The organism is Pseudomonas sp. TUM25319, assembly GCF_056388475.1.
The window spans coordinates 48,398-62,063 of record NZ_JBWJFH010000002.1 but is presented as its reverse complement, the minus strand read 5'-3'; the positions used below and the strand labels follow the sequence as shown (position 1 = coordinate 62,063).

General features: G+C 54.2%; 13 protein-coding genes. 12 read left to right on the top strand and 1 reads right to left on the bottom strand.

Annotated features, from left to right (window positions below; translation table 11 throughout):
- The first annotated feature begins 7 nt into the window (after positions 1-7).
- The gene (gene traN, locus AC05QJ_RS31705; protein WP_476748213.1) at positions 8-3,349 is read left to right on the top strand and encodes a conjugal transfer protein TraN; all 3,342 of its coding nucleotides are present in this window, start codon (positions 8-10) and stop codon (positions 3,347-3,349) included.
- A gap of 44 nt (positions 3,350-3,393) precedes the next feature.
- Here traN and AC05QJ_RS31700 read toward each other — a convergent pair whose 3' ends face one another.
- Positions 3,394-4,047: a hypothetical protein gene (locus tag AC05QJ_RS31700; RefSeq protein ID WP_476748212.1), complete on the bottom strand. Its 654-nt coding sequence runs from the start codon at positions 4,045-4,047 to the stop codon at positions 3,394-3,396.
- Positions 4,048-4,360: 313 nt separating this feature from the next.
- Here AC05QJ_RS31700 and AC05QJ_RS31695 point away from each other — a divergent pair, with 313 nt between their 5' ends.
- The 11 genes from AC05QJ_RS31695 to AC05QJ_RS31645 all read left to right on the top strand — a co-directional run bounded on the left by AC05QJ_RS31695 (position 4,361) and on the right by AC05QJ_RS31645 (position 13,600).
- The gene (locus tag AC05QJ_RS31695) at positions 4,361-4,492 is read left to right on the top strand and encodes a hypothetical protein (RefSeq protein ID WP_476748211.1); all 132 of its coding nucleotides are present in this window, start codon (positions 4,361-4,363) and stop codon (positions 4,490-4,492) included.
- A complete protein-coding gene (locus tag AC05QJ_RS31690; RefSeq protein WP_476748210.1) occupies positions 4,489-4,794 on the top strand; it encodes a hypothetical protein in 306 nt (101 codons plus the stop codon). The genes AC05QJ_RS31695 and AC05QJ_RS31690 overlap by 4 nt, the downstream gene beginning before the upstream one ends.
- A gap of 115 nt (positions 4,795-4,909) precedes the next feature.
- Positions 4,910-5,101 (top strand): hypothetical protein, encoded by a 192-nt coding sequence (locus tag AC05QJ_RS31685; RefSeq protein WP_476748209.1) that lies wholly within the window; start codon positions 4,910-4,912, stop codon positions 5,099-5,101.
- A gap of 230 nt (positions 5,102-5,331) precedes the next feature.
- A complete protein-coding gene (locus tag AC05QJ_RS31680) occupies positions 5,332-5,835 on the top strand; it encodes a single-stranded DNA-binding protein (protein ID WP_476748207.1) in 504 nt (167 codons plus the stop codon).
- Between the two features lie 113 nt (positions 5,836-5,948).
- A complete protein-coding gene (locus AC05QJ_RS31675; protein WP_476748206.1) occupies positions 5,949-7,124 on the top strand; it encodes a recombinase RecT in 1,176 nt (391 codons plus the stop codon).
- A gap of 66 nt (positions 7,125-7,190) precedes the next feature.
- Complete coding sequence (locus tag AC05QJ_RS31670) at positions 7,191-8,210, top strand: lambda-exonuclease family protein (protein ID WP_476748205.1); 1,020 nt, start codon at positions 7,191-7,193, stop codon at positions 8,208-8,210.
- 202 nt (positions 8,211-8,412) lie between these two features.
- Positions 8,413-9,438, top strand: a complete 1,026-nt coding sequence (locus AC05QJ_RS31665) for an AAA family ATPase (RefSeq protein WP_476748204.1) — start codon at positions 8,413-8,415, stop codon at positions 9,436-9,438.
- Positions 9,439-9,440: 2 nt separating this feature from the next.
- Positions 9,441-9,887 carry a hypothetical protein gene (locus AC05QJ_RS31660; protein ID WP_476748203.1) on the top strand — a complete coding sequence of 149 codons (447 nt, stop codon included), beginning with the start codon at positions 9,441-9,443 and terminating at the stop codon, positions 9,885-9,887.
- A 49-nt stretch (positions 9,888-9,936) separates the two neighbouring features.
- Positions 9,937-10,263 carry a DUF5983 family protein gene (locus tag AC05QJ_RS31655; protein WP_476748202.1) on the top strand — a complete coding sequence of 109 codons (327 nt, stop codon included), beginning with the start codon at positions 9,937-9,939 and terminating at the stop codon, positions 10,261-10,263.
- A 203-nt stretch (positions 10,264-10,466) separates the two neighbouring features.
- Positions 10,467-11,708 carry a DUF3150 domain-containing protein gene (locus AC05QJ_RS31650; RefSeq protein ID WP_476748201.1) on the top strand — a complete coding sequence of 414 codons (1,242 nt, stop codon included), beginning with the start codon at positions 10,467-10,469 and terminating at the stop codon, positions 11,706-11,708.
- A 71-nt stretch (positions 11,709-11,779) separates the two neighbouring features.
- Positions 11,780-13,600, top strand: a complete 1,821-nt coding sequence (locus tag AC05QJ_RS31645) for a VWA domain-containing protein (RefSeq protein ID WP_476748200.1) — start codon at positions 11,780-11,782, stop codon at positions 13,598-13,600.
- Positions 13,601-13,666 lie beyond the last annotated feature (66 nt).

Below are 13,666 nucleotides of genomic sequence, written 5' to 3'. Positions count from 1 at the left end.
AATGAACATGGCTGGCAGAACAACAGCGGCGCTTACGCTTCTGTTTTACACCTACTCATCTTTCCTGCCCGCTTGGGCCGATAACATCGCAGCCTCTGCTTCTTCTGGTAATGCTACTGCGCAAGAAGCGATGTCAGCCTGGACGCCACCATCGGTTTCAGATACGGCAATCACCTACGGCTCCGGGGCGGATAAGCAGTCCATCAACCTATCTGAATTGTTCCCAGGGGCTGGGCAGAACACAGGTAATGAAGACCTCACTAATCTCTATGGCGACGATCAGGGCACGCTGAGTGCGGGAACAAAAGAGAACACGGCGCTCGGGAGTGAAAATTCCATGAGCGGAGATGCTTATCGACTATTGAAAGGCTCTTCTACGCTAACTCGTCCAAACCTTGCCAATGACCCATTGTGGACAAATACTGACAAGGCTATCGACAATCAAGACGTTTTCAATAAAGAGTTCTCTGATTGTAAGCAGATCGTTGATGTCAAAAATACCACAATGACCAAGCATGTTTCGGAAATGAAAACCTGTGAGCGCGTTACAGATCGCTCAGGGAATTTTGTTTTGAAGCACGATTACCTTGCGGGAGTGATTAAGTATACCTCCGGTCCAACAAATATTCAGTCCTGTGGGTCTGGCTGTATAGATATTTGGCTGGGCGAGGTTGGTGACAACTATTGGTTCGGCTATTGCCAGGTTTATGAGAACCAAATGGAATTCGAAGTAATCAAGCCTGAAGCCATCATCGATGCAAAGCTTGTCTATGCTAAGTGGGATGACTACATGCAGGTGTGGGTTGGTGGTACGAAGGTTTGGTCTGGGCCGAACGAAAACTTCCCACCTGAAACAGCCGGGCAATGTGAGCTTTCTACAGACTGGTCAGCAAGCCCCAATGTTGATATGACCTCCATTCTGAAGAAAAAGGGCGTTCTCCAATTCAAAATTCGAGCGTCTGTCTCTGGGGCCGGTGAGGCGTATGCCAAAATGCGCGTCCACTATGACCCGACCAAAGTCATTAGTGAGGATAAGTGGTACCCGCAAGAAGCCTTGGACGCGCTTACCGGCATAAAGGATGGCGCGTGCCAAGGTAATTTCGTGTGCACCAAGATGCCTGCAGTGTCAGAGGACGGCTGCGCAGTTATTAATGGTGTCTCTGTTTGTGAGAGCTCCTTTGAAAGCTCACCGGTACCAGGCGTCTCCCCGCTGTGCCAAGAAGTGACAATTGATAGCCAATGCAATTTTTACAAAGGTCAAATGGATTGTTACACCGATGCACAGGGTCAGCAGCAGTGCCCAGTAAACTCTGACAATATATGTTCTGTCACTCATAATCTTAACGTTATTGAGGTTCCATTTGCCGCGAAGGTTGCCGTTGAGGATAAGCCTGGAGCGGGTGAAAATAACCGTGTCGTTGTTGATTTTCTAGCAAACTCCTTCACCAATACTACGAGTGAACTGCGCTCGGATAGCTCAATTGATAAAGTCACTTTTGATGCGATTTGTAAAGGTGGACCTAGTGGGAAGTCACTCCCACAGAAAATTGCCGTATCTTCAATTGGCATTTGGAATGGGCACAAATTCGCTCCGAATACGCTGGTGTCTGATTCTGTGAATATTGTCCAGATGCCTACATGTGAGAACGGATTGAAGATGGTCGCCGATATCCAGGACACTGGAAGTGGTACCACTGGTTCATTCTATGCCCATGAGTTCAGGTTTAAGGTTGTCCGGATTAATGCTGAGAGCTACGGTCCACAATTCTGTATCGATGCTGCCAATAAGATTCAGAGCGGACAGTGTGCTGCTGGTGGCAGTGTCACGATTACAAAGGGCGTTACTTCGGGTTGCCTGCCACTTAACGGTATTCAAGTTTGCCCTGGCGACGAAATGTATAATGCTATGCTCCCGGCTCCAGTAACGGGTTTTGACAAGCTTGCACTTAACCTGAAGGTGGAAGGTGAGTGCGTTAAAGGTGGCATCAATCTAAACTCTTGCCAAAAGTTTGAGGCTGATAAGGCGTGTGGCTTTATTTCACAGAAATGCGTTTCTGGTGCGACTGGAAGCTCTGGCCAGTGTTATGTGACTGAGGAGGTATGGGACTGCGGATATGATGTAGAAGTCCCTGCGACTGAAACCAGTTCCTCCTATCAGTGCGATGGACCAGTGCGTTGCCTGGGTACAGAGTGTTTCAATCCGGTAGATGAGAAGTCCACCGAATTCGCTTATGCAGCGGCAGCGCTTCAGATAGCTCAATTTGCTGAGCATGATCTTGACTGTGGCGATGACCCCACAGGCACGACTTCCAACCACACCTGCAAGGTTTGGAAAGGCGAAGCGATGGAATGTAAGAAGGCCGTCGGTGGGTGGGTGGATTGTTGTGAGGCGCCAGATGGGATCTCGGTCATGGACTATGTGTCCCTCGTCTACAACACGATCCAGCTGAGCGAGAAGGTCGGTATCATCGATTATGCCCCAACCCTTGAGAGTGCCTGGGCCTTTAGTAAAACATTGGTTTCCAGCGGTTGGGATGCTGCTTGGAGTGCAGCCGGCGCGACTAACGCTGCCATCACCAATGCTGCCCAGCTTGGCGTCATCGGTGCTTTCAAGCAGCAGATGATGAACTATGCCGCGAACTGGACGGCGCAGACGTTTGGGCCGGCCGCTGCGAACATGGTCTTCGCCAGTGGATTTGCAGCCAACGGCGCCAGCGATGTTGCTTATGCTACGACGGATGCTGCTACAGGAGCGGTGACACCTGCTGCCAACGCGACTTGGGCCTCCAGCCTTGCGTCCGTGGTGTCGGTGGTGATGATTGCCTATCTGGTCTACCAGATCGCCAATATCCTGGTCCAGATCATCTATGAGTGCGAACCGAAGGAGTTCGAACTTGGTGCCAAAAAAGAGACTCAGGTCTGTCACTTTGTCGGTAGCTACTGCGCGTCGAAGTCGGCATTTGGCTGCATTGAAAAGCGTGAAGCCTACTGCTGCTTCAACTCTCCACTTGGGCGAATAGTCCAGGAGCAAGCGAGGCCTCAGTTGGGGAAAAGCTGGGGTGAGGCAGAGAATCCATCCTGCGAGGGTTTGGAGGTCGAGGACCTCAGTAAGCTCGACTGGTCCAAGATCGACATTTCAGAATGGATTGGGCTGCTTCAGGTAACTAACTTCTACCCGACGGTTTCAAAGTCAACACTGGAGAATCTGACGGGCTCTGGCGCCGCACTGAACATCAGCGGCGATCGGGAAAATACGCTTGAGCGTAATGAGACCCGCCTCGAGGACCACGACTTCGGCGCCTCTCGAAAAGAGGCTGAAGACAAGCTAAGGGGTAAATTCAGCCAGTAAAAAGAAAGGCGCCATCGAGGCGCCTTTTCATTTTGTGCTTTGAGCTATGCTGCTTGCTCTTCTTCTTCCACAACCGCCCTGGTCGTCGACGCGTCGATTTCGGTTTCTTCCGCGGCGTCACCGAGGGTTTCCGCGATGTCGGATGCGGTCGGCTCCTTGCGGGCTTTCTTGCGGGCATCCGTGGCCATGGTTTGCAGTTTGCGGATCACCTTCATCACCTGGCGCATACGCTCGTTTGCTACCAGACTGTTTTTGTCCGACGGCAGAATGCAGAGCAGCCAGGCTGTTTGGGCCTGGACCAGCATCTGGTCAAACGCCTGGATGATCTGCGCGAATCGCATGATGGCCGGCGTCGATACCGTGAATTTGAATTCTTGGGCGTTGTCGAACCGTGCGACCACACCTTCTTGCCCCGCAGCATTGATCATGTGGGTGTAGCGATCGCGCTCTTTGATGATGTCTGCTTCCAGATTCACCATCATGGTTTCGACAGCCGTGATGACCTCGTTGTAGTCGAAAGCCTTGTTCGACTGCGACATTGCCCTGGCGACCACGTCCACGGTGAAGAGGGCGCGGGCTGCACCTTCGAAACACCGCCGGTGTACACGCTGGGCTTGTTCAGTGCAGAGGGTGTAAGTCGACTCGAGAGTCGCGTTGGAAAAGGTGCCTTTCGGTTTGAAGTCGTGTCCGTTTGCCATTGCAGGGATCCTGTGGGTTGGGGAGCTTTAACAATATTCCTTGGCACGCACCAGGTAGGTTGAATCTGACCCTATGACGGGGTCAGAAGCTATTCGGGTCGCTTTACTCTCAAGGAAAGGGCAGTTATGCTCGAACCTAATCACCACCCAAGCATGTGCTTGAGTGTTGTCCTGGCGGGTTCTACCTGCTGGGGTTATGTGAAGCTGGGCACTTTACCCAGCACTCAATAGATCACGATTCGCGGTTGTGATCATACCCAGAGGGGCTTCTATCCCTCTGGGGTGGGGGTTCCTCTTTCTTTTGGAGGCCTCCATGAAAACTGCATTTGTCTCAACCATTCTTTCCGCCCTCGCGCGGATCGCCATGGTCCTGTCCCCTGACACCGCTCATGCTTTCACTTCGTTCGCCGGCCATGTAATGACTGGCGTGGAGGAGAGCAAATGAATAACGCCCCTATCGTGTTGCTCATTCTCTTGTGTGTTGTCTTCTACTTCTACCTGACTCGTTCCAAGAAAGTCGTTCCTCGCCAGGATCCGAAGCTTGGTAACGAGAAAGTGGATGATCTGCCTGCGTCGCCTTCCCGGGCCGCGCATGCAAAAGCAGCAACTGCTTCGCTTGGGCTTAGTGCCCAGGACTGCCTCGCATTGCGTGGCGCCACCCGCACTAACCGGCTTCCGAAATCGATCGATTATTCGGAATATGACAAGCCGACGTTCGAGCGGCTCAACATCAAGTTGAGCTTTTGAGCTGATGGACTGCCCACTCGTTGAGTGGGCAGTGCTGCAAGGGCCGCCCCGTCAGGTGGTCCACCAAAGCCCTCTGGTCGAGTGCTTTGGTGGACCACCTGGCGAGGAACCCTCCATGCATTATCCAACACAAGCGTTCTATCTAATGGAACTACAAGAGCTACTGCTAGGCGGTCAGACGGTACGTGTGCCTGACAATATCGCCCAGACAGTGACTCCTGAGGTGATGGACATCCGCTACGTGAAGCGGTGGGCCGTACACAACAGGATTCTTCCCGAAACCGCGGAAATCGGGATCTCGATGTAAATTCAACAGATAGCAGGGGGGAGTTGACTCCCCCTTGAAGCTTCTTTTCAGTGGCCTTGCACTAAGCCTACTGAAAAGAATCTTCTGAACCCCATTCCTGAACTTCTGATGGTCATTGTTGACCTTCGGATGCAGTAGCTGGACTGCCTTTCCCAGCATCCCTTACAACCCCCCAGGGGCACTCAACCCCACAGGGGAGGTGCGCCCCGAATCTATGTGGAGTGAATGACATGGCTCGTGGCGTAAACAAAGTAATCATCGTTGGCACCTGTGGCCAAGATCCTGAAGTCCGCTACTTGCCCAACGGCAATGCGGTAACAAACCTAAGCTTGGCAACGAGCGAACAGTGGACTGACAAGCAGACGGGCCAGAAGGTCGAGCGTACCGAATGGCACCGTGTTTCGATGTTCGGCAAGGTTGCCGAGATCGCCGGTGAGTACCTGCGTAAGGGTGCTCAGGTTTACATCGAAGGCAAGCTGCAGACCCGTGAGTGGGAAAAGGACGGTATCAAGCGGTACACCACGGAGATCATTGTTGATACACAAGGCACCATGCAATTGCTCGGTGGTCGGCCTCAAAATCAGGATAACTCGCAGCCTTCGGGCCGCGGCAATCCTGCTCCGCGCCAACAATCACCACGCCCTCAGCAAGCACCACAGCAGCGTCCGGTGCCGGATCCATCACCAATGGAGCCTGACGATTCGCTTGACTTTTCTAACGACGAATTTTTCTAGGAAGCGACGTAGATATGGCTATTGTGGATAGCCATGACTCTTAACTGAAATACCCACGCGGGGCGCAAATCCCGTTTGGGGTTTGCCTCCGCCTCTCATACCTGGAGGTTGAAATGGCTAATGGCAAACAAGTTTCTAATCGGCAACCCGGCGTCGCGCCTGAACAGATCACGCAGCTGGTCAGAAGCACGGAGCAGGAATTTGCGAGCATTGTCGCGGGTACGAACAGTCGAATTACCTTTGCCCAGGAGGCGCTGTATGCCTACCAGGCGATGCTCGGCAATTCGTATCTAGCGTCCGTTGCGATGAACAATAAACCCAGCTTCGCCTTGGCGATGCAGCAGATCGCATCCTCTGGTTTGACGCTGAACCCAGCAATGGGGTTGGCCTACCTTGTGCCGCGGGAAGGGAAGGTGATCGCGGATATCTCCTACCGGGGGTTGATGAAGATTGCTACCGACAGTCGAGCCGTGGACCTGGTGGTTGCGTGCTCTGTGTACAGTCATGACACCTTCAGCTACAACGGTGCCAACGACGAGCCAGTGCACATTTACGACCCTTTCCTCGCGAAGCATCAACGTGGCGAGTTTCGTGGCGTTTACGTCAAGGCCTATCTGTCGATCGGTAAGCTTCTGGTTCATCCAGTCAGCGCTGAAGACGTGTACGCCGCTCGTCAGTTGTCGAGCGCCTGGGCTAACACTGACCCGAGCAAAAAGAAGGGCCCCTGGGATACCCACTTTGACGCCATGGCGATCAAGACGGGCATCAAAGTGGCTCGGAAGTACTGGCCAATGACAAGCCCTGTCCTGGATAACGTCATTTCCTACCTCAACGAGGAAGGCGGTGAAGGATTCATGGGTGGAGCCGTTACGCTGGACACCGCTTCGCGTGAGATGAATGGTCCTTCGGTGGCCTCCCAGGGCACTGTAGTGAACCTGCATGGGGGCGCTCTATACGAAAATGAGCCAACTCCAATGGGGCAGTCTCAGCCAAGCGATGAGTCGGCGCCGGCGAGAGGGGGGCACGACCATCATCAAGATCAGCCTCGTAACCAGGGGCCGATTCAAACCGAAGGTTCGGCCAATGATCGATCGGCTGGCCGCGACGTTAACGAGACGCTCATCAAGAGAATCCAGCAAGTGCACGATCGTTCGATGCGCAACGGTGCATGGGACAGTGCATTTGACTGGGCCAAAGCGCAGCTGAAAGGCGAACTGCTGGAACGTGCTCAAAAGCTGTTCCGCAAGGGGCAGTCGGAGTACGAAGCGCAACGCCAGAAGTCTGCTTGATGATCAAACCTAACCCTAAAGGGGGCCTTGCCCCTTTTGGGGGCAGGTCCCTCCTCACCCGGAGGCATGATGAACGTCATAAACTTGCGCCAAAGGAGCCCCCAGTGGCATACCTGGCGAAACCAAGGAATATCGGCAACGTCCACCGCTGTCATACTGGGACATCATCCCGAGAAGACACGGTGGCGTTTGTGGGCGGAAATGACCGGTAGGGTTGCCTCTATCGACATTTCAATGATCCCCCAGGTTCGCCTGGCTATCATGCTCGAACCGCACGCGATCGCCTGGTTTCAAGATCGCTACGATACCGTCCTGCTCCCACTCTGTGGCCAATCGTCTACGCACCCGGTTCTCCGGGCAAGCTTTGATGGTGTGGACGGGGAGAATCGCCCTGTTGAAGTGAAGGTCCTTTCGGACACAAATTTTGATGAGGTGAGGAACCAGGGCGAGCTGTCATCGCACTACAAGCTTTACTGGTGGCAGGTTCAGCATCAGATGGCTGTATCGGGGGCGGAGAAAGGCTTTCTGCTTTTCTACCACACCCGGCAGGTGCCGATCGTTTTCGAGATTCTTCGTAGCGAGCCGGCGATCAAACTGATCACCAGGGCGGCACTCCAGTTCTGGGCGTTGGTTGTCTCTGATACAGCACCAGAGAAGGATCCCCTTCGCGATTTCTTCATCCCTGAGGGTGAGAAACTTGCGGATTGGGTCAAGCATGCAGCCGAGGCCCGGAGCATTGACCGTCGTGTCAGTGAGCTTGAGGCCGAGTTGGCGCTGTTGAAGTCGAGGAAGGAAGGGGTTCAGAAAGGTCTGGTCTCCCTCATGGGGGAGCATATGCTAGCTGAGGCGGAAGGCGTTCGTATCTGTCGGTACCAGCAGGCAGGCAATGTGCGGTGGAAGGATCTTTTTGCGAGCCTTCACCCGGACTTTTCAGAGAGTCAGTTGGGAGCGTTTCGCGCGGCAGCGTCTGAGCGTACTCGCATGACGATCGATCCTGACACACCACTTTCGGACGCGACATTAGCGCATCTTTTCGAGGCCGAAACAGTTGACCTGGACGGAGGTACTCAGGCATTTTGCGTATAGGAATTGAGGGCCAATCGGCCCTCTGTTTCTCTCTCCAGAAATCTGCGGTAAGCCAGCACTTACCAGAGTTTTCTGAATTTGTTCCTCGCCATGCGGCATGGAGCGATAACGCAGCTGTTCGTTCTAACAGCAAACCTTAAAACCCTCTGGGGCATCTATTCCCCAGTAGGGGAGTGGTGCCTCTTCTTTTTGGAGTCGCACCATGAATTTTGAAAAAATTATCCCGATGAGTCTGTTTGGCTGTGTAGGTGCGGAGGCGCAAGTACTGGCTCCCGGCTTCCCTTCTGGTCACGTATTGATGGAACTGGTTCCATCGATCAATCCTCATTACTTCTTCCGCACTCACCTGCGTATGCCGGTAATGAACTTCCTCTACTCACCAGGTGGGGATGCTCTGTCACTCGTTGGCCCTACCGGTTCCGGTAAGACGTCCTTGCTCGAGCAGATTGCAGCTCGGCTCAACTGGCCGTTTCGCAAGGTGAATGCTCACTCCAGGATGGAAATCCCGGAGCTGGTTGGGTCGATGGCTCTCGAGTGTGATCCAGCTACTGGCGATCAAAGAACCGTATTCCGCTATGGCCCATTGGCCAAAGCAATGCGGGAGGGTGCGATTTTCGTCTTGGACGAGGCTGATGTTCTCGATCCAGCGGTGTTTGCAGGTCTTAACGCGGTGCTGGAAGGCGGCGCGTTGGTGCTTGCAGAGAACGGCGGCGAAATCATCTACCCTCACCCGAACTTCCGCCTCGTCATCACGAGTAACACCCGTGGTCAGGGAGATGAGCATGGCCTGCATGGCGGGACCATGACCCAGAACATCGCGACCTGGGACCGGTACCGGATGCTTGAGGTTCCTTACTTGAGCAAGCTGGAAGAGATGCAGATCCTGACTTCAGCGATGCCCGGGGTAGACTCGGTCATTCTTGAAAAAATGGTCGACATCGCCAACGAAGTGCGTAAGCAATACATTGGCAATCCGGAGATGGAACTCATGCCTGGTCAGGCAGGCCTGACGATTACGTTCTCTACGCGCTCTCTGGTGCGTTGGGCGCGTATCGGTTCCACTTATAGTGGAAGCGCCTCTGCTCAAGCAGCCTTCCCATCCACGATGGGGCAGGCGCTGCGTGAAGCACTCACCAACCGTGCAGACAAAGCGATGCGTGTGGTGGTTCATACCATTGCCAAGGACGCGTTCGGTCCCGTCTGGGGCGCCGACCCGGTGCTGGCATAACCATGAGCATCTTTTTCTCGTGCGCCGTTGAGAAGGCAGAACGGGAGCCCATTCGGCAAGCACTGCAGAGTCTTGACTCTGCAGCTGCCTCGTTGGGGCTTTCTATGTCACTGCAGTCGCTTGCTGAGCAACTCGATGGATCGCTCGCTTCTGGCGAGCTGAAACCCACCGAGGATTTTGAAAAGTGTCTTTTGCTGGCGGCTGTGTGTGTCAACCTTGGTGCGGTCAACACTCCTGCGCCGCTGATACACCTTGCAGGTGAAAGCGGTGATTTCATGTCCCTGACCAACGCCAAGGAATGTGATGCTTTCCTGATGCGTGAGTTGGATCCGGTGCAGTACAAATCAGGGGTCGCGATTTTGGTTGACCTGGGTGTTCTGCCCAAGCCCTTGGACCTTTCTTCTCTTGCGAATGCTTTTGAAGCTGGGTCGTTCTGTCTCCAACCCTAACGGGGCACGTCCCGTTAGGGACGAGCTCCGTCCCAATCGGAGTTCCAACATGGATTTGTCGCAAGCGCTCGTCAAGACTGTAGAGCTGAGCACCTGTCACATTCGGAAGGATGACGACCAGTTGCTGAAACTGCTTGTGCTCGAGCACCAGCAAACAGTCACGACTGACATCTTCGTTCCAGTTGTACTTGGGGCGCGGTATGGGTACGTGATCGTGATCGGCGATCTCACTGTCAACTCGATGGTTGAGAGAGGCGCATCAGCTGAGCTTCGGGCGATACTTGAATGGTGCCTTGATCCGGCCCAGGGAGTCATGTACTTGGCATTTGAAGGTGATGCCATGGTGTTGGATGAACTACCTGTGTTTGATTGGTGAGATTGCGGGAGCCACTGGCTCCCGCCTTCGAGCCTGCTTTGCTATAGTCGGGCTATAGCAAAACAGGTTCTCAGTGTTGCTCATGTGAGCAACCTGCGATAAGTGATAGCTGCTCACTCAAATCCGCAGCATTTCTACCTAAACCCAATGGGGGCGTCCTTCCCCATTTGGGGCAGACCGCCTCCTCAACCCGGAGGTGCGTCATGCAAAATTCTAATCTCGTTCAAGAAACTCAAATCCTCAGCAAGCTTTTGCTGGTGGATCTGAATGTCAGTATCTGGTCTGGTCGCAAGAAATTACGCGCTGAAGACCTGGGCCTGGATCTCAACTTGCCGCCTTCGGAGCTTGCTTCCTTGGGCAGCAAGCGGATCACCGATCCGGATGAGATCAAAGAGTTCGATCGGCTGAAACGTCGTGCAATTCGGTTGCTCGAATCCAACGGTGTTCGCTTCATGGGCGGCTATGGTCTCCCAAACGATGTGGCGCCAGCGGTAGCTTCTGAACTGGAGGACATCCGCCAGCTGTTTTTGCAGCAAATACAGATCTTCATCGGCAAGTACGATCAGATCTGCAAAGACTGGACTGACAAGTGGAAAAACAACGCTCAATGGCGCAAAGCGATTGAGAATGCCATCACTCCCAAGGCTGTCGTGGAGCAACGCCTTGGCTTCCGCTTCACCCTCTGCAGGGTGGTACCTGATGCTTCAGATGCCGCCCTGTCCAAGGGGTTGGAGAATGAGGTGCAGGGCTTGTCGGGGCAGCTGTTCCGGGAAATTGCCGATGCAGCTGAAGATCTTCTTGATAACAGCTTTGTCGGTAAGGGTTCGGTCAGCCGCAAAGCTGTCAGTGCCATGCTCAAGATGCACAAGAAACTCAGCTCGCTGGCGTTCCTGAACCCCAAGGTGCAGGACGTAGCTGATTACATGATGTCTGTGATCGGTAAGCTACCGAAAAATGGTCCCTACGAGGGTTCGCAGTTTCAAGATCTGATGGCTTTGATCATGAACCTGTCCGACGAGACCAAAATTCTTAAAATGGCTGAGGTCTTCTCGAAGACCGCAGTTGACGTCCAGTCTTCGCCGCAGGTTTCTGTTCAGCAAGTTGTGGATGTGGACGCGACCCTCCAGGTTGCAGCCACGTCGGCGGAGCCGGAACTGATCGATGATGAAGAAACAGCGTTTGACCTGGCTAGCGCAAGCCAGCTGGCAAGCTCTGGTTCCGCGGTTGTCCTACCGGCCGATTCTGGTGTCACCCTCAGTGAACTGATGACTGATAGCGCCCTCGAGGGCGAGATGAGCATTGGTGAGTTGTCGGCCTTGGCGAACCAAATCCAGTCCAGTGCTGTTCAAGCTGAGCCCGTTGCTGTAACCAGCGCTTTGCCCGTGGCCCACTATGTGGCGCCAGTGGTTAAGCAGCAAGGTGGCGGTATCGAGTTCTGCATGTAATACCAACCCCTCGGGGGCACACCAGCCCCCTCGGGGTTGGTGTGTCTCCATACTCACCTGGAGGCAGCACCATGAAAAATTCTCTTCACAATGCTTTCCCGATCATCGCGCGCTATTACTGCGATGACTTGGGCGTCAAAGTTGTCTGGGGCGGCGATCAGCCGTGCACCAAGGACAATATTATCTACATGCCGATGCTTGAACCGTCGCCGGTAATGCTCAATGTGGCACTGGGCTTCACAGCTCACGAATCGGCGCACATCAAGTACTCCGACTCGTCGGTCTACGACAAGGCGGCTCTCGAGCAGCCGTTTGTGGTCCGCTTCATGAACATGCTTGAAGATGTTCGTATCGAGAAACGGATGATGGCGGATCACTTTTCCACGATCCAACCGCTGTCAGTGACAGCCAAGGAAGTCCTGGGTGGTGACCGCGATCTTTCTGGATTTTCTGAAGCGGTTCTTCTGCTAAACGGCTGCTTAATGGTGGGGAGGGCGAAACTGCTCAATCAGCCAATCCAGCGTGAAGCCGACAACCTCATGCTGAAGATGCGGGAAGTGTTTGGCCCCGGCCGCAGCACCAAGATTTTTGGTCTGCTCAGCCAGGTAGTTGGCCTCCCTGACACTGAAGCTGTTTATCAACTGACTCACCGCATCCTGAATGTTCTGGATGAGGAGGAGCCGGATGACAAACAAAATCAGAACCCAAACCAGCCATCACCAAATCCTGGTCAAGGGGATAGTTCACCTGGTCAGGGTGACCAGCCCCAAAACTCAACAGCCAATGGTGCAGATGACAGTTCTCCCGATGGAAACACCGGTGGCACTGATACCTCTAACCCTGATGTAGGCTCCGGCAGTGGTGGTGATCTTGATCCCGATGAATCGGGTGATGGTGATCCTCAGTCCGCTGGAGCTTCGTCAGGTAAGGGAGTGGGGGATGGTTTGAAGCAGAAGATTCTTTCTGCGTCAGATGTGGACCTCGCCAATGCCCATTCGGACCTCGGCAGCGAAGCAGCAAAACTGATCAGCACGGCAATTGACCGCACTACCCCTACACCTGCTTCGGTGGTGAAGGGTGCGATTGGGTCCAGCCTGCAGGGTTCGGTCGTTGTTAAAAACGGACAGCTTGCCTCTATGGGGCTGCGCCAGGTTCTTAACGGACTGATCCAAGGGTCGCGCGATGCACGCGTAAGCTTGCGTCGTACGGGTAGCAAGATCGACTCCTCGCGCTTGGCGCAGGTTCGGGTTGGGGAAAACCGGATATTCCGGCGACAAGAACCTGTGCAGAGGACAAACGCTGCAATCGAGCTGCTTCTCGATGGCTCTGGATCTATGGGATCGAAAGTTTCCGGGTCTCAAATAAGCCCTGGCGCTGCTAACCAGAAGGCAAGGACCGCAATGCAGATTGCTGAAGAGGCTACCGTGGCGATTCTGACTGCATTGGAAGGCATTCCCGGTGTTTCCACCGGTGCAATGGTTTTTCCACGCAATGATGGTCGTGGCACCGCGGTGGGGGTACTGAAGCGGCACGATCAGCGACTGGTGGGTGCCATCCAGGAAGGGCGATTCGGCTTGACCGAAACTGGCAGTACGCCGTTGGCTAACGCCATCTGGCCTGCTGCAGGTGATCTTCTCAAGGCAAAAGGGGAGCGGAAGGTGATGATCGTTATCACCGACGGCGATCCGGACAGCCCCGAGCAGGCAAAAGTTATGGTCGACCGCTGCAAGGCAACTGGTATCGATGTGTTCGCAATAGCCTTCGGGAAAGCGAACATGGCGAGTCTCCAGCAGATCTTTGGCGCCGACAAATGGAAGTTCCTGAGTGACCTGGCTGAATTGCGCAACGCGCTGAACAGCCTGGTGCAACAGGTTCTGACACAAGCCGCATAACGCGGAATCAACCCACAGGGGGTATCTCACCCCCTCGGGGTGGCGTACCTCCTTCCACCTGGAGGT

What these genes read in the sequence shown, in the direction of transcription:
- traN (WP_476748213.1), top strand. Translation starts at nt 8, where the DNA reads ATGGCTGGCAGAACAACAGCGGCGCTTACGCTTCTGTTTTACACCTAC.
- AC05QJ_RS31700 (WP_476748212.1), bottom strand. Translation starts at nt 4,047, where the DNA reads ATGGCAAACGGACACGACTTCAAACCGAAAGGCACCTTTTCCAACGCG.
- AC05QJ_RS31695 (WP_476748211.1), top strand. Translation starts at nt 4,361, where the DNA reads ATGAAAACTGCATTTGTCTCAACCATTCTTTCCGCCCTCGCGCGGATC.
- AC05QJ_RS31690 (WP_476748210.1), top strand. Translation starts at nt 4,489, where the DNA reads ATGAATAACGCCCCTATCGTGTTGCTCATTCTCTTGTGTGTTGTCTTC.
- AC05QJ_RS31685 (WP_476748209.1), top strand. Translation starts at nt 4,910, where the DNA reads ATGCATTATCCAACACAAGCGTTCTATCTAATGGAACTACAAGAGCTA.
- AC05QJ_RS31680 (WP_476748207.1), top strand. Translation starts at nt 5,332, where the DNA reads ATGGCTCGTGGCGTAAACAAAGTAATCATCGTTGGCACCTGTGGCCAA.
- AC05QJ_RS31675 (WP_476748206.1), top strand. Translation starts at nt 5,949, where the DNA reads ATGGCTAATGGCAAACAAGTTTCTAATCGGCAACCCGGCGTCGCGCCT.
- AC05QJ_RS31670 (WP_476748205.1), top strand. Translation starts at nt 7,191, where the DNA reads ATGATGAACGTCATAAACTTGCGCCAAAGGAGCCCCCAGTGGCATACC.
- AC05QJ_RS31665 (WP_476748204.1), top strand. Translation starts at nt 8,413, where the DNA reads ATGAATTTTGAAAAAATTATCCCGATGAGTCTGTTTGGCTGTGTAGGT.
- AC05QJ_RS31660 (WP_476748203.1), top strand. Translation starts at nt 9,441, where the DNA reads ATGAGCATCTTTTTCTCGTGCGCCGTTGAGAAGGCAGAACGGGAGCCC.
- AC05QJ_RS31655 (WP_476748202.1), top strand. Translation starts at nt 9,937, where the DNA reads ATGGATTTGTCGCAAGCGCTCGTCAAGACTGTAGAGCTGAGCACCTGT.
- AC05QJ_RS31650 (WP_476748201.1), top strand. Translation starts at nt 10,467, where the DNA reads ATGCAAAATTCTAATCTCGTTCAAGAAACTCAAATCCTCAGCAAGCTT.
- AC05QJ_RS31645 (WP_476748200.1), top strand. Translation starts at nt 11,780, where the DNA reads ATGAAAAATTCTCTTCACAATGCTTTCCCGATCATCGCGCGCTATTAC.